Consider the following 23,310-nt stretch of genomic DNA (forward strand, 5'->3'; position numbering starts at 1 on the left):
GTCATGAGGCTTTCTATTTGTTGTATTTTATCTTGACATTGTCACATCTTTGTGATAAAATTAGTAATATGTGAGAAATTATAGTGGAAAGGAAAAAATAATATGAAGTTATTTAAGCGGACGCTTACGACGGCAGTGGCAGTGTGTCTTGCACTGCAAAGTGCAGTGGTATGCTTCGGAGCTGAGGCAGAGGAGCAAATTCCTGCTGGCGGAGAGGAAGTCGGTCTTTATACGTCGGAGAACGATGAAGCCATTCAGTTGACAGAGGATATGTATAGCAGTTGGTATGAAGGCGATCAGACGTATGACGGCACGGAAAAGACGCTTTATGGCTATTCTCTTATGGACAGCAACAACTATTACCAGCTCACTGAGGACGAGGACTATGTTGTTACTTATGAGAACAACATAAACGTAGGTACTGCGACGGCTACTTTCACTGGTATAGGTAATTACACAGGAAGCTTTACGAAGGATTTCAATATTGTGCCAACTGATATTTACCGTGCGAATATCGACTGCGAGTATGAGCAGAGCTATTGTGCCGGTAAACCTGTTCAGCCAAAACCTATTGTTACATACAATGATATTGTGCTTGCTGAGGGCGTTGACTATGAGATCGAATATGAGGACGACTGTGGCGAGCTTGGCTGGCATTATGCTTATATTAAAGGTATCGGCAACTTTAATGGAACCGATTCATTTGAGTATAACGTTGTAGAGGCTGAAATATCCAGCGAGAATATTTCTGTGGATACTAGCTGCACCTACACGGGCTACGCTCAGACTCCTGCACCTGTTGTTACAGTTAGTGGTGAGGTGTTAAGATGTGGCGTTGATTATAATGTATCATATACAAACAATGTGAATGCCGGAACAGGCTATATGACCATAGCAGGAATGAACGGCTATACAGGATATGTGACAGTGCCTTTCACTATCAGCCCGAAAGCTGTTTCTGATGTCGAGATACTAAAGATAGCAGACGTGGATTATACCGGCAAAGCTGTCAGACCGAGCCTTTTTGTCAAGGCGGACGGAAATATGATCAAGAGTTCTGACTATACTGTAACATATTACAATAACACAAATGTAGGTACAGCGACCGCTGTTGTTACTCTTGGTGAAAACTACGAAAGCAGGTACCCTGTTTCGACAACATTCAAGATCGTCCTTGGAAAGCCAACGGGATTTAAGGCTACCGCTGACTCTGCCACTTCTGTAAAGCTTAGCTGGAACAAGATCGGCAATTGCAAATACAGGGTTTATCGCTATGATCCAAAGAAAAAGACCTACAAGCGTCTGACGGTCACGAGTTCCACAAGCTATACTGACAAGAAGCTTTCAGAGGCAACGAGTTATACTTATGCCGTAAAGCTTGAATACAACTCTAAGACCGGCCCTTATATAACAGTAAAAGGCAACACAAAGTTATCCACTCCGAAAATGACGGTAAAGGCTTATAATAAGAAAGTCACAATAAGCTGGAAGAAGAACAAAAAGGCTGATGGATATCAGATATACTGGTGCAAGGGCGATGAGTGGACTATCCCACATAACGATTACTATAGTATGCCAAAGGATTGCTATAACGATTATGTTCAGCTCAAGAAGATAACAAAAAACAGCACGACCTCTTATACAAAATCAAACCTTTCAGGTTCAAAGAATTATCACTTCAAAATGAGGGCTTATAAGACCATAAACGGAAAGGTGGTTTACAGTAGCTGGACGGGTATCCAATGCAAGATAAACACTGTTTCAAGACTTAATGCGGCAACAAAAAAGAGCCACAGCACTTATAAGATCTACAATGTTCAGGGCAAGAAAACAAAGACCTCGACGCACACTCTTACAGCAGAGGAGAAGAAGATACTTAAAAACTTTGCCTCAAAGCATTTCAAGAAAGATTGGTCGGCGGCAAAGAAGATCGAATATACTGCGGACTGGATAAGAAAGAATTTGAAATATGGCAGGATACCGACAGGCTCGCATAGCAAGAATATCTTTGTTTACAAAGAAGGTCAATGTTCTGATTACAATGGCGCACTGGTGGAAATGATGGTTTATCTCGGCTATGACGCAAACCTTGTTATGGGCAACCGCCAGGGCGGAGGACAGCACTTCTGGGGCGAGATAAAGATAGACGGAGTGACTTATCTGCTGGAAGTCGGAGAAAAGGTCTATGACAGCCCACAATGGAATTACAAGTGGCAGTTTATGTGCCTTAAATATTCTGAGGCTGACGGCGGTTACAAGAAAAACGGAAAGCTATACTAAAACAAAATGCTCTGCGGAGAGTGTGATTCCGCAGAGCATTTTGTTTGCTTTAATAAATTTGCGATACCTAATAAACCATTATTGCTTCTTCGCTGATTTTTTTTGACATATAATGAAGAATATGTTATAATGGTTCAAAATAGAACGATTTTGAGAGAGGGAAGAGTAAATGTTTTTTTGGGATAAGCATAAAACGATCACCTGCTATTATGAATCATTGACAAAAGCGGTGTGTATATCTGGATGATAGTTATGGGACTGCAATTGCTATTTCGATAATGATCGTTTTTTCTTGTAAACTAAAGAGCAGCTGATAATTTTCAGTCGCTCTTTTTTGTTTTATGATGGCGAAAAAATCTTATGATACTTCTTGCCAAATCTCTTCCAATATATTATAATGTATTTAGAAGATCATATTTGAAAGGAACATATGGAAAATGAAAAACATTGTTACAGCCCTGATGCAGTTTGTGATACTTGTGGTCGCACTTGTCATTGTGACCTTTGCTATACCTAAGATCGCAGGAAACGATGACAGATATGACAAGTATATAACTGAAAACTCGAAGCAGACCGTCACTGTTGGAAGTGCCTTTGGTGTTGTCAAAGACGGTGAAAAGGCTTCGTATATTGATATTGACAACAGCCTGAAAAATATATTTAGTAAAGTGACTCCGCTGCAAAAGCCTGTGAATAAAATTCTGAACAGGCAGATAAGCTTCAAGCAGGCAAAATATTTTGAATACTATTGGCTCACTGCACTTATCTCAGGCGTACTTTGCTGGATATTTGCGGCAGGCTTTCCGTTTAGGATAGGGCGAAAGGGATTCAATGTGTTTGGTTCTGTGTATAATAACTTTTCAAAAGTTGTTCTCCTTGAAGATGAGATGACCCGTGAGGAATACGAGGTCGATCTGGGTATGACCATATGGGGACCTTTGTGGATAATCCTTATTGCTCTGCGTGCGACCTTTGCTATTACATGGGGCTTTATACTGCCTTTTGTGATAGCCGCCAATCTTGCCATAGGTATTATAAGAATAGTTGGAAATGTTATTATCGTCAGCGTCCGTGGTGCTGCCGCCGATGCAAAAAGGCACAGCCTTTCGCAAAAGCTCGACAAAACGACCTTTTCTATTTATCCTGAGGGCGGATATTTCAGAGTAGAACAGGATCAGGACAATGGTCAGGGCGTATATGTGAAAAATTATTGGAACGCTGTTGCGGCAAAGGCATTGTTTGAAAGCGAAGCCGGAAATAAGTCTTTCAGCAAGGAGGATTCTGAGGAAAACATTCTTCGTGGAGATATAAAAGAGAAGAAGTTTTATGAAACATATCGTTTGCTCAGCCGTATAAAGGGTCTTTTTAATAATGATATCAAAAGTAAAAAAGCAATTATCACCGCTTCATTAAAGAATAAAGAGGGCGGCTATGAATACAGATTTATTGCTGAACCGGAATTGTACCATGTTTATATGGTGGGTGATGAAGTCGCAGAAAACCTTAGCCATAAGGATCTGAAAATAGATTTTAATGCCGCAATGCTTCTTGACCTGCTTGACTTTGACCGAAAGGGTCAAAGATATGATCATAATGATTTTCTTAATTTGTATTACGCTGATAGTGATGAATTTACGGCCAAACTTATGAATTATAATCATAAGCTGATAGCAAAGTTTGGCAGAAACAGATATGACGAGTATTTTGAACAGCACAAACAGCAGATAATCGAACACCGCCGATATAAAAAGCTTTCGGCTGTGGGAGAGGACGATGAGTGAGAAAATTAAATATTCGATATAATAATCCTCCCACGGAATTGTTTCTGTGGGAGGGTTTGCTTTCCGTACACCAAATCACCTACCGCTTGTGCAACTTTTTTGCCGTTTGTGCAAATATTATTGACTTTTTGTTAAGAATCATAGATAATTATTATAAATATTCATGCTGTTAATTAGAGATGCTTGTTAAACAATGAAAATGAGAATAATAGAAAACTCAGCTAAAGTGTTTCTGCAGACGATGAGCTATGATACTGAAACAGTTGGGTGAGCAATGGCGGACACTATGGCGGCTGTCATAATGTCAGATGAAGAGAGGTAAAATATGGATAAAAAGATAAAAGCTTTTTTTGCAGCTATGGGAATTGCCACGGCGTTGTTAGTGCCTGTTTCTGCATCTGCGGATAATTCTGACTCAAAAGTGCAGGTGAGCATCGACATTACTTGGGACTCATTGGAGTTCACCTATACAGATCGGCAGTGGGATCCTGAGACACATTCATATATAGGCGGCGGTTGGTCTGACAGCGGCGGAAATTTTACTTTGACAAACACAGGGAATGTGGGTGTTATGGCGGATTTTTCATACAAACAAGCAGAGGGCATGGACGAGATAAAAGGCTATTTTTCAAGCAGTGAGCTAATAGTGCCTATTTCAGAAAGCCGAAACAGCAAACTTACTTTGTCGGGTAAACCGACAGCGCATTTTGAAAGCATGACGGTCGGCACGGTTACAGTGAATGTTACCACTGATGATTCGGGAGATGCAGGCGACAGTACGATAACAGGCTGGTATAAGGATGAGGAAACCGGCGATTGGTACTATTATGATAAGAACGGCAAATTGGTCACAGGTTGGTTTAAGGACGGCGGAAGTGAATGGTATTATGCCGATGAAGACGGCAAGCTTGTCAGAGGTTGGTTTAAAGACGGCGGAAACGATTGGTACTATGCAGACAAAGACGGCAAGCTTGTCAGAGGTTGGTTCAATGACGGCGGAGACGATTGGTATTATTCTGATAATGACGGAAAATTGCACACAGGCTGGCTCATAAGCCCCTTGGGTGCAAAGGGAAAGATGTTCTATTTTGACCTTATGGGCGTAATGCAAACAGGTTGGTATGTAGACGGCAATAATCGGTTTTATTTGGGAGCTGACGGCACAATGCTTTCCGCATGGCTTGTAAGCCCATTGGGATACGAGGAGGGCAAGACCTACTATTATGATGAAACAGGTGCAATGCACATGGGCTGGCTTACCGACCCTCCTGGGTCAGAGGGACAGACGTTCTATTTCAGCGAGCGTGGCACAATGGTAACAGGCTGGGCGAATATAGGCGACTATTGGTACTATTTTCACAGCGACGGCGTAATGGCAACAGACACCACTATGGACGGGAAGCACCTTGGCTCGGACGGAAGGTGGGACGGATACGGTGAAACACCAAATATGTAAGTAATATAATCAATTATAAAAAAGGAGAACTCACTTATGAAAAAGACAATTTCTATCACAATGGCATTTGCACTTGTGGCAACACTCAGCACGGCGGCGTTTGCAGCGGCGGCTGATGACGCTGACATCAAAAAGGATATCGGCGTAAATGCAAAGTATGTTGAGGATATCAAGACTTCAAAAACTATCAGTGCCGACGTTGTGTGGGGCGAAATGGAGTTCACATACAGCGTGAACGGAACAAAGACTTGGAACGCTAAAACCCACGAATATGACATTGATACCAAGGGCGAATGGTCTGCAAAGGGCAATGATATAAGCGTTACAAACCATTCCAATGCGGCAATCGACGTTGATCTTACATACCAGCCTCTTGATGAATACAGCGTTGTAAAAGGCACATTCACAAATGACGAATTTACTATACCCACAGCCGAGGGCAAGGCTGTTGATGATGAAAGCCTTACAGTAAGCACGGCTCTTACCCTAAGCGGCGAGCTTTCATCAAATGTTACCGCTCTTACAAAAGTAGGAAACGTAGCGGTAAATATTGCAGAAGCTTCGGAAAATGCAGATACAGATGTAAAAACAGTTTCATCATATAACGACCTTGTAAGCGCAATGGCAGCAGGCGGAAAGATAAAGCTTGATGATGATATCACACTGAAAAGCCGCATAAACTGCAAAAAGAACACTGTTATCGAACTCGACCTTAACGGTCACACTATCACAGGTCAGATAATGAACAATGGCGCAGATTGTACTATCAAAAACGGCACTCTTAACGGCGACGAAGGTCCGATAATGGTGCAGGGCGGCACAACAAATCTTATAGGCTGTAAGATATCCACAAAATATACTCCTGTTTATGTTTCGAGGGGTACTGCAAATATAACTGACTGCACTCTTACAAATGAAGATGCGAATAAAAGCGTAGTTATCAATAATACAGGTACAGTAAATATCAGCGGTACTACAAATATTTCAAGTACGATCTACAAAAATCCAAACAGCAAATATCTGCCTCACGTTCTTGCAGGCACATATAATTTTGACCCGACCGACTTTGTTGACAGCGAGAAGTTTACTATAACTCAGAGCGGTGAAAACTGGATAGTTGCGGAAAAATCGCAGAGAAGATAATAAGTTTTGACGATTCAGGGGTCTCATGATGAATAAGCAAAAAAGATGACGGCAAATTGATAGTATCTGTGCTGGCGGTTTGCTTTGCGGTGACGCTGCTTGTTATGATATATGCAATTTGCAGACCGCAGACAAAGCCCAAAGCAGAGTTTGTTCCACCCCCTTTTGAAAGCGAAGCACAGCAGGGCGTGCCTGATGTTCCGGAGGAGCTTGGCTACAGTTCTCCTGACAGGGACGATATGAGCTATGATTTCGCAGTGTGCGGAAAAAGGCTGGGATAGTATGAAGCCTGAAGAAAAATACGAACATATTTTCAAATGCATTTCCGAGATATGCTTTGATTATTTTCTGTCAACAAAGACGCAGGAACTTCTCAAGGTAAATATCAATAATACATTTTCACAGCTTATTGACGAAGTTGTCGAAGAAAGAAATCAAGAAATTCACGAGAGGTTCAAGGAAAAGGCTGAAAAATATATTTCAGAGTAATAGCTTTTTGACAAAACGAGCGTATACCGATTTGGTGTACGCTCGTTTTGATTATACCGTGGTCATTATTATGGTACTATAAGTGCCGTTTGTTGAATTATAAATAGTTTGGTATGCGACAAATAACTTACTAGACGTAACGGTGAAAGCGTGTTATACTATAAATATAGAGAAGATGAGTATGAAAGGAGTGGGCAACGTGGAAAGCGGTCGTGTTCAGGATAGCTTTTTTGGAATGTCTTTTAATCACCAGATGTCCTGGATAGATGAAACTGTTTCACACATAGTCACACATAATTTACAACCAAAGATAAGTGAAGAAGGTAGAGAATCCTATGGTCAAAAGGGCTACACACACGCCTTGAAAAGAATATTTGAAGTAATAAAGAGCGACCCAAAGAATATAACGAACCTAGATGAGATTGTAAAGGCGGAAAGAAAATTGAAGGACTATCTATATGACGGGAAGTTTTCAGATGATGAAATGCTAAGCTGTTGGGGTAAATACACAGAAAATTATATGAATGAGTTGTAGGATATGCGATTATAAGAAGAGAGGTTATTTTTATGTCAAAGAAGAAGTTGAATATTCCACTGTCGGAGTTTATAAACTTAAAGGAGAAAAAGCCAGAGGATATGACAGGCTGTGTCGTGCTATATAAGAATGGCAGCTTAGACGTAGCAACTTGGTATTCGCATGCCTACAACCCAGATGATGAGCCAGGGTATTTCAAACAGGGGTGTTTCTATATGGGTAAAGAAAATATAGTGGCGTGGCTTTCGATAAATGATTATGTTATTGACATGAATGATTCAGAATGATAATGGGGGAGATATGATGTACTTTTATCAAGTGCTCCAAAGCTGCGATGAATTTAAGGTTGTCAGCGAATTTTTAGCGATGATCAAAAGCTCTGAAAAATGCTCTGCCAATCAGAGGATAAGAGAGACTATAAAGGCGTTGCCTCAGATAACTCCCAACAAATCGGACAATGAAGTTTTATATATTGAGGAGCTTAAAGAAGCACAGGAAGAGGGCGAAAATTTTTATAATGTTTATCTGCTCGATAGATCAAATAACGAAACTTACAGCATAGAGGCGGTTCCTTGGGATGAGGTCTTAGGTTATGCAGTCGATGAAGCAAGCATTGCAAAGTATGGTGATGTTAAATTCACAGCGTTGGTTTTATATGAGATGACGTATTTTGGCTTTTCTGAGAAACAGATACAGAATACTATCAAAGCTTTTAATGATGAGGAGGCACTCTATCCAAAAAGCTGGCAAATGCCATTAGAACCATATGATTATGAATAGTGATATGAAAGGTGGATATGAAATTGGCTAACGTAAAAAATCAAGAATATACAAAAGAAATGTTTAAAGACATAGCGTTCTTTACTCTTGCCGAGCCTGGTGCTATGGGGGACGGCAATCTTATGGAATTTATCACAGCCGAAGGTGAGAAGTTCTCGCTTTTCTTTTCTGAAGAAATGCCATATTCAAAGGTCAAGGAGTATTTTCCTGCGTTAGATGATTGCTATTGGAATGGTCCTGAATCAGATGAATCCTGCAGAACTGAGTTCGTGTTCTACCTCAGTAAGGACGAAAGGAACTTCAAGCACACAAAGCCTCCGAAAAATTATACGCACCTGTATGAAGGTTTTGGAAATCACATATGTATACGTAAAGATTATTATCCTGTGGTCGAGCCGATCATAAGAGATCTTATAGAAAAGAATGAGCTTGTAAATTGGTATAAAAGAACTGAAAAAATAATAAACGCAATAAAAAATCTAACGGCTGAAAAGAAAAAAGAAAATATAAAATGCGATTAGAAGAATTTTTAGATTGTTTTGACATTAATTGTATAGTAGAGATAACGTGTGAAAGTGAACCTGTTAGGAGATGCAGAGTGTCGGCTGCACTATCTGACGACAGATACCCGGCGGTGGACTATGTGGTCTTGCCCGGCAGTGTTACATTTAAGGATGATGTCGTACATATACCAGTGATTTGTAAATTGACCTAGGGGACGTTCAGAAAGTGTATAAATACTTATTTTGCTGAACACGAAGAAAATGGGGCAGTATAATGACCCAAAGCAGGTGGATATTTTGTCAGAATCGTCGAATATTTTAGCACCCAAAAAATTTTATACGTCAGACCTGCATTTTTTTCTCTAATAGGATCGTTTGTATATATAATGGGCATACTATAAGGGATAAAACAGCAGGATATAAAAACAAAGAATGCGTTTTTATGCTTGATTTTTTCAAGCGATTGTATTATAATAGCATTGAAAGGAGCTGATAATCGGTGATTAAAGTTTTAAAAATATCTGCCGAAGGCCTTCCACTATACGATGGTAAATGTGAAATCAACTTTATCAACACACAAAGAACAACCTCAGGTGATACCGAAGGAATGTTTAAGCTTTCTTCTTCAAAAGCTAACAGGCTGTATACAAATAATATAGAAAGTTTTTTTGGAATCAATGCTTCTGGAAAGACCACAATTTTAAGGCTTATTTCTTTTGTTTTTTCTGTTTTAAACAACGAGCAAATAAATAATATAAAATACTGTGGAATACTTGGGGAAGGCAACGAGCAGAATGAGATTGTTTTTGATATTGTATTTGCGAACTGCGATACTGTAAATCTGCTGCACACAGTTATTAAATATGCAGATGAACACTATATAATAACTGAGGAATATATTAAGTCTAGGAAGTTGCTCGCATCTGACAACAAAACAAGCATCTTTGACTTTTCTTCGGCAACAACGATAATGAAAAGGAAAGATGATGAACAATACCTAGTAGACGATATGAGCATTATCGTGGGATACAAAAAAGCAGAAAAAACAACGATCGTATTTACTGATATGATTGAAATCACGAATATAAACAGACTCAAACTCTTAAAGGAATATCCTCTAAGTGTTCTATCTTATTTTGATCCCAAGATAGAATATATAAATACCAAGGAAAACAACGGAAAAACGGTTATATATCTTAAGTTTCGAGGCGAAAAAGAGAGAATATTATATGATCTTGCGGAACTCAATACCTATTTATCTTCAGGAACAATAAAAGGAATAAATGTCTTTGGAAGAGCCATATCTCTTTTTGAAACTGGTGGATATCTTATAATCGATGACCTAGAGAACCACTTCAATCATGAGATCGTATCAACGTTGATACGATTTTTCACGGACAAAAGAGTAAACCCGCATGGAGCAACCCTTATTTTCTCCACACATTACTTCGAACTTCTTGAACACATAAAAAGAAATGACTGCATTTATATTGTGGAAAACAAAGATAAAATCACAATAACTCCATTAAATGAACGAATACAGAGAAATGATGAAAATAAAGTGCAATCGTTTAAAAGTGGGCTCATAGGCAATACTGCTCCTTCATATGAAGCATATATCCAGCTCAAAAAAAGTATCATAAATAAGGTGGAGGCAATTGTCCCAAGCCCTGTCAGACCATAGTTTATTCATCGTTCACCTCGATAAGCTTGTGCTGCTTGCCGTTTCAGCTTGAAAGCTGATCCATAGACCTGTCGATCATAGCAAGATATTACTCATTGTGTGCTGCCTTCATAATCTGATTGTATTGCTCAAGGCTCATTATAACAACAATTTGCTATTTTTATACTTTTACCATTCCACAAATTTCTCCTGTTGTACAGTTTGTAATAAAAATGTGATTATTTTATACTTCTGTTTTGAAAATTGATTCCCGTGGCCTGAATTCCACAACAGTTGACAAAACTGCAAAAATATGATGTGATTTTCAGGTAATAATTTAAGGGCAATGACTCTCCGTGTAATTTTCACGGGGCGTTTTTTATTTTTTGTGGGGGTGTTTTCTGTGAAAGTCAATGAAAATAAGGGCAGAAGTGCGCTCAAAAGCCGCAATGTCACCATTTGTGCAGTTGTGGTGTTTCTTCTTATTACGGCTCTTACTTTAATGAGCAGCAGATATATGACCCAGTGTATCGACAGAGAAAATACCGCACAATCGAACAGGGGAGAGCTTTCTGACCTTGGACAGGAGCTTGCGGACGCTTCCGATTATCTTACCGATGAAGCTAGAAAATTCTCCGTAACAGGGGATATCGAACACCTTTATAATTATTGGTATGAGGTCTATGAGGAAAAGACTCGTGATCGTGTTATAAACAGCCTTTCCGCCATTGACCCTCCTGAGAACGAAACTGCGCTTCTTGCGGAAGCAAAAAAGTATTCTGATACTCTCATAAAGACCGAAACAGTGTCAATGAATCTTATGCTCACTGCAAAAGGGATAACAGCAAAACAGTTTGGTGACAGCAAGGACGGCAGATTGGCTGAGTATGTTTCCATTGTGTAGAATACGCCCCTGCCTGAGGAATACAGTGATCTTAGCTCTGATGAAATGAAGGAACGTTCCCGTGAGATACTTTATGACAGCTTTTATAACGACTCCAAAACTATGATAATGTCGCCTATAGAACGCTTTCGTCAGGCTCTTAATAAACGTCTTGACGCAGAGGTGGAAAGCGCTGCCGCAGGACGTGAAACTGCACTGGTGATACAGCTTGTGTGTTCAGCGAGCGTACTTGTTATTGTGGGCATAGTGCTGATAGTTTTTGAAAGCCTTTATGTCAGACCTATAAACGACTACTCCGAGAGCCTTTCAAAGCGTAATGAAAATTCTGCCGAATTTGACCTTCCAAACGTCCGTGTGTCCCCAAAGGGAGCATATGAGCTTTTTCGTTTTGGCGAGCTTTTCAACCGACTTTCGCAGATACTTCAAAATGAGCTTAAAAAGCGTGAAACAGCCGAGGTGTAAATGTGGCAGGCTAAAGAAGAAGCAGACAGGGCGAACAGCGCGAAAAGTGATTCTGCGGCAAAGCGGCATGAAAGCCTATGAGATAAGCGAGGAGCTTGGCTATTTCAGTGCAGACTATTTCACAAAGGTGTTCAAAGAGATAACTGGCGTTTCCCCTGCACAATATAAGCAATCATTGTGACTTGTCTGAAAAATATAGGGTTTTCTCTGATTTTTAGTGTTTTTATCTTTTGACCCCTGTGCTATACTATAAGCACAGGAGGTGATAGAAATGGACAATTTCGTTATTACCATAGCAAGAGGCTTCGGAAGCGGAGGAAAGCAGATCGGACTTGCTCTTTCAAAACAGCTTGGGATACCTTGCTATGAAAACCAGATACTCAGCATGGCTTCAAACTACAGCGGAATAAACAAGGATCTGTTTTTTTCAGGTGGACGAAAAGCTGAGGGGCTACCACCTTATCAAAAGGCTTATGAAGTCTGCGAATAAGGACGATATCGTTGAGCCGACGGACAAGAGCTTCATTTCTGACGTTAATCTTTACAATATTCAGGCGAAGATAATCAAGGAGCTTGCCAAGCAGCAATCCTGCATTATCATTGGAAAATGTGCAAATCACCTGCTGCGTGACTATGACAACACCGTAAGCGTGTATATAGAAGCTCCAAGAGCTTTCTGCGTAAAAAATGTTATTGAACGCCTTGGTGTCACCGAGGAAGAAGCCCACAGAATGATCTATCAGACTTCTTACTTCTCTCGGCCTTGCAATAACCTTCGGACTTATGAGGGTCATAAACATGGCTCACGGAGAGTTTGTGATGATAGGCGCATATACAACATATGTCGTTCAGCAGATATTCGTAAAATACTGTCCCGAAAGCATTCGTGACGTTTATTATTTTGTTGCGATACCTGCCGCATTCGGTGTGACGTTCATCCTTGGAAGCTTGCTTGAAAAGTTTATCATTTCCCGATTATACGGGCGAGAGATAGACGGCTTGCTTGCAACAGGGACATAAGCCTTATTTTACAGCAGGCGGCAAGAAGCATTTTCGGCACACAGGGTGTAAACGTAACAGCACCGTCATTCTTAAACGGTGGAATAAAGATAGGCGGCTGTACATTCTCATACAACAACTTTTCATCATTCTTCTTGTGGCACTTTGTCTGCTTCTGGTATGGTTTATAATGTATAAGTCAAACTTCGGTAAGCAGATGAGAGCTGTTATGCAAAACAGAACAATGGCGAAATATATGGGCATAAACTCACGCAAGGTGGATAACATTACCTTTGCTATCGGCTTAGGTCTTACCGGTATCGCAGGCTGCTTGGTGGCGCTTCTTGGTTCTATCGACTCGACTGTGGGTCAGAGCTACATAGTAAACAGCTTTATGGCAGTCGTTCTCGGTGGTGTCGGCAAGCTTCTCGGCACTGCTATCGGCTCTGTGATAATAGGCTCTGCAAGCATTTTTACAGAGAATTATACTTCATCAACTATCGCAAAAGCTATTGTTCTGCTTATCGTTATTATCTTTTTGCAGAAGCGTCCGCAGGGACTTTTCGTTATCAAGAGCAGAAATCTTGACGAGTAAGGGAGGTGTTTCGTTCAATGAAACTAAGCAGATTTTTCAGAAAGAGGGGAGCATTTTTCAGTGGCAGTGCCGCTTTTTGATATATTTTTAATAATTATTAACAAAATATCACAAAATTACTCTATAAATAGTTGTATTATTAAATCATATAATTATGACGGTAGAAAATGCCGTTAAAAATAACGGAGGAAAGAATATGTCTTACAACGAATTTTTACCAAGCTACTCTATTGGCGACGACTGCTACAAAGAAATACCTTATGTTACCCGACGTTATGGAAAAACCGCTGTTGTTATCGGTGGAAAGACCGCTATGGAAAAGGCTAAGCCTGAACTGCTTGCGGCTCTCAAAGGCTCTGACCTTGAGATAACCGACTTCATATGGTATGGCGGCGACTCAAATTATGAGAACATTGAAATGCTTAAAGCTATGCCGGAAGTGCAAAATGCAGATATGGTCTTTGGCGTTGGCGGCGGACGTGCCGTTGATACTGTAAAGACCCTTTGCGACAGAATTGACAAGCCGTTTTTCACTTTCCCGACCCTTGCTTCAAACTGCGCTTCCTGCACGGCAATATCTGTTATCTACAACGCTGACGGCACTTTCAAGGAATATGCTTACCTCAAAGCACCTGCGCTCCATACTTTCATCAACACAAAAATAATCGCAGAATCACCTGAAAAGCTTTTCTGGGCTGGTATAGGTGACGCTCTCAGCAAAGAGTACGAGGTGGTCTTTGCCTGCCGTGATAAGGATATGACCCATACGCCTTTGCTTGGTAGAGTTCTTGCAGAGGCATGCACAAAACCGCTTGTATCCTACGGAAAAAAAGCACTTGAGGATTGCAGAAATAACGTTTCTTCAAAGAATATCGAGCAGATAGCTCTTGATATTATCATTACAACAGGTCTTGTTTCAAATTTTACTGTTCATCAGAACAACCCCGATCCAAAGGACGATTACTATTATAATTCATCTCTTGCCCACTGCGTTTACTATGGCGCTTCGCTGTTTCCAAAGTGCGAGCATGATCACCTCCACGGAGAGATAGTTTCATTCGGCGTGCTTTGCCTGCTTACATATGACGAGCAGTATGAAGAACGTCAGCGCATTTTTGAGTTCAACCGCAGTATAGGTCTGCCATGTACTTTGGACGAGATAGCCCTGACAGAAGAAGATGTCCCAGCCATTGCACATAAGGCGGCAAGCGTTGTTGAGTGGACTTATGTTCCTGGCGAGCCTACAGAAGAAAAGTTTATCAAGGCGATACTTGATACCGATAGGGCAGGAAAGGAATTTCTAGCAAAGGCATAATAACAAAGAACAACAGCATATATAAATGGTGACTGAGCCGTATGGCTTTGTTATAAATAATAAAAATAGGAGAGTGCTTTTTGAACAAGTACAACACAATGGAGATTGCAGCGTAAACGGGGGGGTTACGGCGATCTTTAAAACCTCTCGCTGAGAAGCAGTTGACATTTACAACATTCAGGAGGTAAAACAATGAATAAAAATATTGTGATTCGTTTAGAGAAAAAAGAAGAATACTATGAAGTCGAAAACCTTGTAAGGGAGAGCTTTTGGAACGTTTACCTTCCCGACTGTCTTGAACATTATGTGCTTAGTCAGCTTAGAAATGACGCTGATTTTGTGTCGAAGCTTGACTTTGTGATGCTGCTTGACGGGCAAATCTTTTAAACGATAAAAAGCAAGGCTCTCTGCCATATAAACGGCAGAGAGCCTTTGTTTTATTTTTTCATCAAAGCCAACTGCCTGTCCACCCTCTCCTTGATTTTCCTGCGAAAATCATATGGCGAAAGCACCTCCACCACAGGTCCGAATGACAATAAACGTATTATTATCTCATTTTCATTCTGCTCATCATATTTAATAGATACCATACATTCACCGCTGTCCTCATCAAAGACCGACTCTTTTTCAAGCTCTGCAAATTCAAGCATAAAACGATTTACCGCATTTCGCTCGTTAAGTATCTTTATTTTTGCCTGTTTTTTCTTGTCTGTGACAGCTAAAAAGCTATCAGGCGTTATATCTGTCAACTTAGTTAGCGTGACCTGCGACAGATTTATAATTCCGCTGTCAACTATTCTGCGTTTTTGGTATCGGTTCACATATACCCTGAACTTGTTGTTTTTGGCAGAGTATTCGATTTTTGTGGGCAGAAAATAGTGTGTGATGCGGTTGTCTTTTCTTGTTTGAAAGCTTATTTTGATAAGCTTTTTGCCATGGATAGCCGAGAGTATATCCCGAAAATGCTGTATGTACTGTGGGTCATGAAAATCATCACCGTCAGAATATTGGTCAAAGCAGGTCAAAAAGTTTCTCTGATATAACTTTTTCGCATCAAGCAGTTCCGTCAACTGCGACTTTTGCTCAGTGTCAAGAAACAGACCGCTTCTCGGGTCGCTTAGCACTGCACAAAGCCATGCTTTTTCAAGTGCCGTCAGCGGGATATGAGGCTCTTTTTTCAGGATAGATCTGTATATGTTGTCCTCTTTTTTCAGCAGACCATATCCGTCCTCACATGTGAGCTTAGGTTCGAGGAAAAGAACGCTTTCAGAAAAGCCGTTTTGTCTGATTATATCTGCTATCTCAGCCTTTGTGACAGTGTGTCTTTTCAGAATTTTCTCCGTTATGCTGTAATAGGTGCTGTAAATTTCCGAAAACAGTTTCATTTGTCAGCACCTCCGTATATTTCATAAAGCCTTGCGATATCCGAATCAAATTTATCCTGCAATTCCTCGTTTGTTGTTTCAAATGCCACTATCCTGCCGATGAACGTTTTTATCCATGGGAAGGCTTCGTTAGCGTCAAAAAGGTCAATGTCAAAGGAGTAAAGCCCATTTGATATCTTTGCGACAGTACCGCTTCTTTTTTCACGTTCCAAACGCTTCACAACATACATTTCTTTCGTTTCGTCTACCGCTATTTCCATGTGGATATGCTCTTTTTGTCCGTATTTGCGAGCTTTTCCGAAGCTCGTTCCCCATAAAAATCTGCGGTTGTCCTCATAATATCTGTAATATGTATCATAGTCAGCTACCACATCAAGGGGAGTCACTTTCACAATGGAATCCACCCTTACAGACATCAAACGTTTCTGCTTTGTGAAATACATAATAAGATAATTTCTTCCTGTCTGCACCGAGCAATGTATCTTCATCGGAACGGCTGTTATCTCGTGCTTTTTGTCGTTCTTTCGGCTTACGCAGGATAGCAGAACAGCCTTTTTCTGCTCCATTGCCCCCATGATATCAATGAGTATCTCATCATCAAGAGTATGCACCATGTAAGCGTGCTTACGCACAAAAATATTATTTTTCGCACCCAGCTTATCCATGATAAAGCTGCCCACCACGCCAAAAGGATTTTCCTCAGAGAAGAATTTTATCATATCCCCCAAGCCCTTATACCTGCTTACAATATCATCTGTGTAACAACCGGTTTTGGTGTATAGGATATTTCTTCCGCTTTTGACCTCCGACACCAAGCCCTCTTTTACATATTCCTTTAGCTTGATACGGATTATCTGCACGTCTATTATCATGCCGTAGTTTGCAGAAACATAGTCTGCTATCTCCGATACCGACATGGCGTTATCTTCAAGAGCGTCCATTAAAATAAAGTGCAGACGGATATCATTGTCCGTAAAGGTTTTTGAACGATAGCACTGATACAGTGGGTTTTGAAAAATGTTGCCCGAATCCACCTGCACAGATACTTTCTTTTTGTGACCCTCCAAAGAGGTGTGAACGTGGTCTGAAAGCCAGCTTTCTATCCTGCGCTTTTCGTTGTCATAGGTGCGCTTGCTTTTTGCGTCAAAGCTTTCTCTTGTGTGAAATCCAAAGATATAGAAATCACGCACATATTCTCTTATCTTCTCAAAATTTTTTATAAGTTCAGAATATACTGCCATTCAGAACACCTCCTTTGATAACATTATACCAAATCTATACTCCCATTGCAATACATAACAAAACCTCGCACCTTTTTTTATATGATTATTTTGTATCTATCTGCTATAATACATACAACAGCAAAAGTAGGAGGTACACAAAATGTTTGAATATTATGATAAAGATAAAATGCTAGTACCGATCAAGATATGGACAGAGTCTATAGACGATATCGAGGAAAGCTGTCTTGAGCAGGCGATAAACCTTGCAAATCTTCCATTTGCCCATGACCATATCGCATTGATGCCTGATACTCATACAGGAAAGGGAATGCCTATAGGCGGTGTGATAGCCTGCAAAAATACGGTAATCCCAAATGCAGTTGGCGTTGACATCGGCTGTGGAATGGCTTTCGTGCAGACAGATATCCCTGTGAGCATTCTTCGTGACACTGTAACAGGGAGCGGCGAGCTTATAAAGGTGATAGTAGGAAATATACTCCGTACTATCCCGGTGGGTTTTAGTCACTACGGCAAGCCACAGACTTCTGCCGTGCTTGATAAGGCGCAAAGCGAGATAGAAAGATACAATGCTGACAGCGAATTGCTGAAATTTATCGAGCAGGGATATTATTCCGTTGGCTCATTGGGTGGTGGAAACCATTTTATCGAGATACAGGAAGACGAAAGTGGCATGGCTTGTATAATGCTCCATTCGGGAAGCCGAATGTTCGGCAACATGATAGGGCAGTATTTCAACAAGATAGCCCATGAGATGAATGACAAGTATTTTTCAACTGTTTCCTCAGAGTATAATTTGCCGTTTCTCCCTGTGGATACAGACGAGGGTCAGAGATATCTCAACTGGATGAAGCTTGCAATGGACTTTGCTTTTGAAAACAGAGAGGTAATGCTTGAAAAGGTAAAGCATATTTTCACAGAGCAGGTTGAGAAGTATACGGGTATCACATCGAACTATAGTGACGAGATAAACTGTCACCATAACTATGCCGCATTGGAAAATCACTACGGTGAGAACGTGTGGGTACACCGCAAAGGCGCTATCCATGCGGCAGAGGGCGAAGTCGCTATAATCCCAGGATCTATGGGCTCAAACAGCTATATAGTCAGGGGCATGGGCAAGGCTGAAAGCTTTTTGACTTCTTCTCATGGTGCAGGCAGAAACTATTCACGCACAGGCGCAAAGGAGAAATTCTCCGTTGAGTCTGTTATGGTAGACCTGAGGCAAAGAAACGTGGTGCTTGGAAAGACTAGTAAGAAAGACGTGGCTGAGGAGTGCCGCTTTGCTTACAAGGATATAGATGTTGTTATGAAAAATCAAAGTGACCTGACGACCCCTATAAAGAAGCTTTTCACAGTGGGTGTTGTCAAAGGATAGGAGGTAATTTATATGAAACTTGCAACTGCATTGGCTGAACGTTCTGATATCCAGAACAGAATAAACACGATCTCAGTCAGACTTGACAATAACGCAAAGGTGCAGGAGGGCGATGTTCCTGCGGAAGACCCAAAGGCTCTTATGGAGGAGCTTGACAGGCTGATAGTCCGTCTTGAAGACCTGGTGGCGAGGATAAATCTGACCAACAGCGGAACAGTATACGAGGGCAAGACTATCACAGAGCTTCTTGCACACAGAGATTGTCTGAAAAAGAAGGTAAGGGTATTGCGGGATTTTCTGAATACCGCAAGCGACCGTGTCACAAGAATGACAAGAACAGAGATAAAAATAGTCAGCACTGTGCCTGTGACAGAGATACAGAAAACGGTTGACGGTCTTGCAAAAGAACTGAGAACTGTGGACGAGAAAATTCAGGAGCTGAACTGGACAACAGAACTGGTGTGATGAAATGGGTGGGATATCTACAGGGTGGATGTATCTCTATCAGCAGAGAATGTGCTGATTATGGGCAGAAACTTCGGGCAGGTTTCAGAGGTTCAAGTCCTCATTTGACAACGCATTGCCAGCAACGTAACATGCGTATCGTAACAAATTCTTATTACCACCTTGCATCAACTGTAGATAGGGTAGGGATATGAAAAACGGCATGACCTTGATTTGGTCGTGCCGATTTTTTTATGCAATGTCATCAGAATATTTCGTAAAATGTGCAAATGCTCAAATTGTTCCCTCATAAAATGTGTGAAATCAAAAATTATTCACTCATAAAATGTGCAGAGAGTGCCGCAATCGCCTATTTTACGCCACTTTACTCTTCGTGTGCAAGAAGCCTTTTATAGCTGCGGTCAATGCCTATTGCACCAAGGGGTGCTGTGATAAGGATCGCAAGCACAGCCACAGAAAGCACTATCTTTCCGCAGGGCAGACCAAGGGACATCGGCACTGAGCCGATAGCCGCCTGCACTGTCGCCTTTGGCATATATGCCGTTACACAGAAAAGCTTTTCTTTAAGGGTCAGCTTCGTGCCGAGAAGACATATCCATACGCCCACGGCTCTGAAAATAAGCGCTCCGAAAATAAGAAGCACAGCCGCCACACCTGCCGTAAGGGTGTAGCGTATGTCCACTGCCGCACCAACAAGGACAAAAAGCACAGCCTCAGCGGCTATCCAAAGCTTGCCGAACTTTTCTGAAAGCCTTGCAGACACGCTTTTGTCAGCCTTTATTTTTATCACGCAAGCCATTGCCACAACTGCAAGAAGTCCCGATACAGCCACATAAGGCTTCAAAAATGTTTCCACTGACATGAGCAGGAATGCCAAGCCCAAGATAGCGATGACCTTTGTGCTGTTTCTTATTTTGTTACCTTTGCTGTAGGATATCTCAAAAATATAGAAAAGCACAAACCCTGACAGCGAGCCGAGAAGCACTCCGAGGATTATTGACACAGGGATATTGAGAAAATCTGTCGCCTTTGCAGAGCCGCCCTGCGCCATTGTTACGAATGTGGAGAACAGCACGATAACGAAAATATCATCGCATGAAGCTCCCGCAAGTATCATTTGCGGTATGCTTTTTTCAGTGCCATATTTTTCTTCCATAAGCTTCACCATTCTCGGCACTACCACCGCAGGGGATACCGCACCAAGCACCGCACCCATAACAGCGGCTTCCGTGTGGTTTATCCCAAGAAGCAGCGGAGCAAGGATAAAATATCCCAATATCTCAAAGCTTGCAGGCAGAAATGACATCATGACCGCAGGTCTGCCCACCTTTTTCAGATCAGACAAATTGAGTGACAGCCCTGCTTTGATAAGGATAATGATAAGGGCTATCTGCCGAAGCTCTGAGGATATGCCAAGTATCTTAGGATCCAGCAGATCGAGAACGTAAGTGCCTGTGAGAATGCCCGTTGCAAGCATACCGATTATCCTCGGCAGACCGATAGCCTGAAAAATGGCGGCGGCTGACAGCCCCATAAGAAAGATCACAGCCAGTGAAAATAACATAATCATACCTCCCAGAAATCAAAAAAGCTGACAACTCCTGCGTAAAAAACAGAAGTCATCAGCTTAATAAGCGGTTTAGGTTTCCCAGGGGAGAACATCATTCCCCGATATGAGATTTTACTATTGTATTCTACCACATTGCCGTGATAATGTCAAGTGCTTAACAGGTCTGCGGTTGGGCTTTTTTCATTTTTGTGGTCTGGCGCTGAGCCATAACGAGCTTGTAGTATACGCCCTTTTTCTGCATAAGTTCAGCGTGAGTGCCGAACTCTGCAAGTCTGCCCTTGTCAAGGACGATAAGCCTGTCGGCATTGCTGAGGGTGGAAAGTCTGTGAGCAATGGCGATTGTCGTTCTGCCCTTTGTGAGCTTGCCCAAAGCGTCTTGTATCTGCTTCTCCGTCTGAGTGTCAAGAGAAGCCGTCGCCTCGTCAAGTATTATTATCTTAGGGTCATGGAGTATCGCTCTTGCAATGGCAATTCTCTGACGTTCGCCGCCCGAAAGCTGATAGCCCTTGTTGCCCACTCGGGTGTTGTAGCCGTCAGGGAGCTTTGTGATAAAGTCATGTGCATTCGCAATTTTCGCTGCCCTTATTACCTCCTCAAAGGTAGCGTCAGGCTTTGCATATGCTATATTTTCAAGTACGTTTCCGTCAAAAAGGAAAGTTTCCTGCAACACCACGCCCACCTGTGAACGCAGGCTGTGCTGTGCAATATCCTTTATGTTCACACCATCAATGCGTATCTCTCCCTGCGTGCAGTCATAAAGTCTGAGAATAAGATTTATCATTGTGGATTTTCCCACACCTGAGTGTCCCACAATGCCTATCATCTCACCCTTGTTTATCTTGCAGGTTATGTCTTTCAGCACAGGATTGTATACCTTGTAGCCGAAATAAACGCCGTCAAATTCGATATCGCCTTGAATGTCAAGGTCAATAGGGTCATCACAATCACGAACGTCAGTGTCCTCGTCAAGTATCTCAAAGACCTTGCCTGCGGAAACTGAGGTGTCCGCAAGATTTCTCGGTATCTGTATGAGCCAGCGTATAGGTTCGTAAAGCATTGCAACGTAGGTGGTGAACTGTATAAGCTGACCTAATGTCATGGTGTGGTCGAGAATCATGTTTCCGCCGAAATACAGTACGAAGAAGTTACCAATGGTGAGGATAAATTCTGAGGCAGGAATGGTGAGATACCACATCATTTCCGCACGAACACAGCTTTTCGCCCAGCGTTCGGAACATTCTGTGTAGCGCTGTATCTCCCTTACCTCGTTGCCGTAGGACTTTACAACTCTTATGCCGTTTAAGATATCATGCAAAGTTTCTCCATGAGAAACGCCGTTTTTCCATACCTTTGTGTAGCGTATCGCCATGGCGTCAAAAAGCTTTTGCACTATTATGAAAACTATCGGCACAGGCAAAACTGTCATAAGCGCAAGCCGCCAGTCCATAATAAAAAGCAGTATGCCTATTATCACAAGGGAAAGTATTTTTACTATGGCGTCCTTGCCGTTTGCAGTGATGAAGTCCTCAAGCTTTGCGGCGTCGCTTGAAACACGGTTGATAAGCTCGCCTGCTGTTCGCTTTGATATGGAGTTCATGGAAAGCTGCTGTGACTTTTCAAATATCTCCTGCCTAAGGTCACGTCCCAGATTGAGTGCGACCTTGAAACTGTTTTTCATGTTGAAAAACTCAAACACTCCTGCCAAAAGCAGCAGGGTGACGATAGTGATGATAACTCCTGCAAGTCCTGCCCAATGGGTGTTTTTCGGGGTAACATACTTGTCGATTATAACTCTGTCAAGATATGGCGCAAGCACCCAAATAAGCTCGGAAAGTATCGTGCATATAACTGCGATCGCAAAATATTTCTTGTATGGCGCAATGCGTTTTATGAGCTTGACCATTGTCTTGCCCTTGCCAGTGCAGTAGATACATTCCTTTGCGCCCTCCAGCGGCAGACCGCATTTCGGGCATACAGGCTCTTCCGTGTCGGTTATCTCCATAAGCTCGCCTGTGCGCAAACAGTGGTCAAGAAGCTTCATAAGCTCGGCGTATCTGAGAAACTGATCCTGCGAAAAACCGCAGAAGCAGATAGTTTCACCGCTTTTCAGCGTTCCCTGAGCCATTGAAGTGCCTATCTGCTGTTTGCACTCAAACTCGGAGAAATCGTCTATGCTGTATTCAAGTGTTATCTCACTGCCGTTGTAAATGTATATCTTTTCTTTTGTCACGCAGAAATGTCCGTCCATTTTGTCGCCCTTACAGGTGAAGTTTGCAGGCAGGGAATATATGATATCTGCCTTGGCGTTTTCAGGAAGAGAGGTTTTTAGATCCATATTTTCACACTCCTTTCAGTGTGGTCTAACA

Annotated in this window: 26 protein-coding genes and 1 riboswitch; of the genes, 22 read left to right on the plus strand and 4 right to left on the minus strand. The window is 41.7% G+C overall.

The window, feature by feature from the left end; all coding sequences use genetic code 11:
- The first annotated feature begins 102 nt into the window (after window positions 1-102).
- The 20 genes from RBI_RS03175 (at window position 103) to RBI_RS03255 (ending at window position 15,292) form a co-directional block, all read left to right on the plus strand.
- A complete protein-coding gene (locus RBI_RS03175; protein ID WP_038671002.1) occupies window positions 103-2,280 on the plus strand; it encodes a transglutaminase domain-containing protein in 2,178 nt (725 codons plus the stop codon).
- A 437-nt stretch (window positions 2,281-2,717) separates the two neighbouring features.
- Window positions 2,718-4,061 carry a hypothetical protein gene (locus RBI_RS03180; RefSeq protein WP_038671004.1) on the plus strand — a complete coding sequence of 448 codons (1,344 nt, stop codon included), beginning with the start codon at window positions 2,718-2,720 and terminating at the stop codon, window positions 4,059-4,061.
- A gap of 325 nt (window positions 4,062-4,386) precedes the next feature.
- Window positions 4,387-5,517, plus strand: a complete 1,131-nt coding sequence (locus RBI_RS03185; RefSeq protein ID WP_038671006.1) for a hypothetical protein — start codon at window positions 4,387-4,389, stop codon at window positions 5,515-5,517.
- A 36-nt stretch (window positions 5,518-5,553) separates the two neighbouring features.
- Complete coding sequence (locus RBI_RS13965; RefSeq protein WP_051706386.1) at window positions 5,554-6,660, plus strand: hypothetical protein; 1,107 nt, start codon at window positions 5,554-5,556, stop codon at window positions 6,658-6,660.
- A 56-nt stretch (window positions 6,661-6,716) separates the two neighbouring features.
- Window positions 6,717-6,941, plus strand: coding sequence for a hypothetical protein (locus RBI_RS14905; protein ID WP_038671007.1), 225 nt, complete (start codon window positions 6,717-6,719; stop codon window positions 6,939-6,941).
- 1 nt (window position 6,942) lies between these two features.
- Window positions 6,943-7,149 carry a hypothetical protein gene (locus tag RBI_RS03200; RefSeq protein ID WP_038671009.1) on the plus strand — a complete coding sequence of 69 codons (207 nt, stop codon included), beginning with the start codon at window positions 6,943-6,945 and terminating at the stop codon, window positions 7,147-7,149.
- Between the two features lie 181 nt (window positions 7,150-7,330).
- Complete coding sequence (locus RBI_RS03205) at window positions 7,331-7,684, plus strand: hypothetical protein (RefSeq protein WP_038671011.1); 354 nt, start codon at window positions 7,331-7,333, stop codon at window positions 7,682-7,684.
- Between the two features lie 32 nt (window positions 7,685-7,716).
- Window positions 7,717-7,971, plus strand: coding sequence for a hypothetical protein (locus RBI_RS03210; RefSeq protein ID WP_038671013.1), 255 nt, complete (start codon window positions 7,717-7,719; stop codon window positions 7,969-7,971).
- Between the two features lie 13 nt (window positions 7,972-7,984).
- The gene (locus RBI_RS03215; protein WP_158455065.1) at window positions 7,985-8,464 is read left to right on the plus strand and encodes a DUF6557 family protein; all 480 of its coding nucleotides are present in this window, start codon (window positions 7,985-7,987) and stop codon (window positions 8,462-8,464) included.
- Window positions 8,465-8,487: 23 nt separating this feature from the next.
- Window positions 8,488-8,985: a hypothetical protein gene (locus RBI_RS03220; RefSeq protein WP_038671015.1), complete on the plus strand. Its 498-nt coding sequence runs from the start codon at window positions 8,488-8,490 to the stop codon at window positions 8,983-8,985.
- A 481-nt stretch (window positions 8,986-9,466) separates the two neighbouring features.
- Window positions 9,467-10,651 carry an AAA family ATPase gene (locus RBI_RS03225; protein WP_051706388.1) on the plus strand — a complete coding sequence of 395 codons (1,185 nt, stop codon included), beginning with the start codon at window positions 9,467-9,469 and terminating at the stop codon, window positions 10,649-10,651.
- 382 nt (window positions 10,652-11,033) lie between these two features.
- Window positions 11,034-11,534 carry a hypothetical protein gene (locus RBI_RS03230; RefSeq protein WP_038671017.1) on the plus strand — a complete coding sequence of 167 codons (501 nt, stop codon included), beginning with the start codon at window positions 11,034-11,036 and terminating at the stop codon, window positions 11,532-11,534.
- A 45-nt stretch (window positions 11,535-11,579) separates the two neighbouring features.
- Window positions 11,580-11,996, plus strand: coding sequence for a hypothetical protein (locus RBI_RS14910; protein WP_038671019.1), 417 nt, complete (start codon window positions 11,580-11,582; stop codon window positions 11,994-11,996).
- Between the two features lie 46 nt (window positions 11,997-12,042).
- Window positions 12,043-12,177: a helix-turn-helix domain-containing protein gene (locus tag RBI_RS14915; protein ID WP_158455068.1), complete on the plus strand. Its 135-nt coding sequence runs from the start codon at window positions 12,043-12,045 to the stop codon at window positions 12,175-12,177.
- A gap of 90 nt (window positions 12,178-12,267) precedes the next feature.
- Window positions 12,268-12,486 carry a cytidylate kinase family protein gene (locus RBI_RS15380; protein ID WP_022287768.1) on the plus strand — a complete coding sequence of 73 codons (219 nt, stop codon included), beginning with the start codon at window positions 12,268-12,270 and terminating at the stop codon, window positions 12,484-12,486.
- A complete protein-coding gene (locus RBI_RS15530; RefSeq protein WP_117859444.1) occupies window positions 12,428-12,886 on the plus strand; it encodes a cytidylate kinase family protein in 459 nt (152 codons plus the stop codon). Before RBI_RS15380 ends, RBI_RS15530 begins: the two co-directional genes overlap by 59 nt.
- Window positions 12,795-13,016 (plus strand): ABC transporter, encoded by a 222-nt coding sequence (locus RBI_RS15535; protein ID WP_022287770.1) that lies wholly within the window; start codon window positions 12,795-12,797, stop codon window positions 13,014-13,016. The genes RBI_RS15530 and RBI_RS15535 overlap by 92 nt, the downstream gene beginning before the upstream one ends.
- A 169-nt stretch (window positions 13,017-13,185) precedes the next feature.
- Window positions 13,186-13,590, plus strand: a complete 405-nt coding sequence (locus tag RBI_RS15540) for an ABC transporter permease subunit (protein ID WP_325213448.1) — start codon at window positions 13,186-13,188, stop codon at window positions 13,588-13,590.
- 196 nt (window positions 13,591-13,786) lie between these two features.
- Window positions 13,787-14,905, plus strand: a complete 1,119-nt coding sequence (locus RBI_RS03250) for an iron-containing alcohol dehydrogenase family protein (RefSeq protein ID WP_038671021.1) — start codon at window positions 13,787-13,789, stop codon at window positions 14,903-14,905.
- Window positions 14,906-15,097: 192 nt separating this feature from the next.
- Entirely contained in the window at window positions 15,098-15,292 is a 195-nt protein-coding gene (locus RBI_RS03255; protein ID WP_051706390.1) for a hypothetical protein, read from the plus strand.
- A 50-nt stretch (window positions 15,293-15,342) separates the two neighbouring features.
- Here RBI_RS03255 and RBI_RS03260 read toward each other — a convergent pair whose 3' ends face one another.
- The gene (locus RBI_RS03260; protein WP_038671023.1) at window positions 15,343-16,290 is read right to left on the minus strand and encodes a WYL domain-containing protein; all 948 of its coding nucleotides are present in this window, start codon (window positions 16,288-16,290) and stop codon (window positions 15,343-15,345) included.
- Complete coding sequence (locus RBI_RS03265) at window positions 16,287-17,531, minus strand: WYL domain-containing protein (protein WP_038671025.1); 1,245 nt, start codon at window positions 17,529-17,531, stop codon at window positions 16,287-16,289. Before RBI_RS03265 ends, RBI_RS03260 begins: the two co-directional genes overlap by 4 nt.
- Before the next feature lie 142 nt (window positions 17,532-17,673).
- On the opposite strand from RBI_RS03265, the gene RBI_RS03270 reads away from it, so the two are divergent.
- The gene (locus tag RBI_RS03270; RefSeq protein ID WP_038671027.1) at window positions 17,674-18,909 is read left to right on the plus strand and encodes an RtcB family protein; all 1,236 of its coding nucleotides are present in this window, start codon (window positions 17,674-17,676) and stop codon (window positions 18,907-18,909) included.
- A gap of 12 nt (window positions 18,910-18,921) precedes the next feature.
- Window positions 18,922-19,374, plus strand: a complete 453-nt coding sequence (locus RBI_RS03275) for a DIP1984 family protein (protein ID WP_038671029.1) — start codon at window positions 18,922-18,924, stop codon at window positions 19,372-19,374.
- Between the two features lie 364 nt (window positions 19,375-19,738).
- Here the strand turns inward: RBI_RS03275 and RBI_RS03280 are convergent, their stop codons facing one another.
- Together RBI_RS03280 and RBI_RS03285 are read right to left on the minus strand one after the other, a co-directional pair.
- Window positions 19,739-20,938, minus strand: a complete 1,200-nt coding sequence (locus RBI_RS03280; protein WP_038671031.1) for a cation:proton antiporter — start codon at window positions 20,936-20,938, stop codon at window positions 19,739-19,741.
- A 42-nt stretch (window positions 20,939-20,980) separates the two neighbouring features.
- A riboswitch (Fluoride riboswitch) is annotated at window positions 20,981-21,052 on the minus strand.
- 46 nt (window positions 21,053-21,098) lie between these two features.
- Complete coding sequence (locus tag RBI_RS03285) at window positions 21,099-23,279, minus strand: ABC transporter ATP-binding protein (protein WP_038671033.1); 2,181 nt, start codon at window positions 23,277-23,279, stop codon at window positions 21,099-21,101.
- Between the last annotated feature and the right edge of the window lie 31 nt (window positions 23,280-23,310).

The sequence above is a fragment of the Ruminococcus bicirculans (ex Wegman et al. 2014) genome, assembly GCF_000723465.1.
GTDB lineage: Bacteria > Bacillota > Clostridia > Oscillospirales > Ruminococcaceae > Hominimerdicola > Hominimerdicola aceti.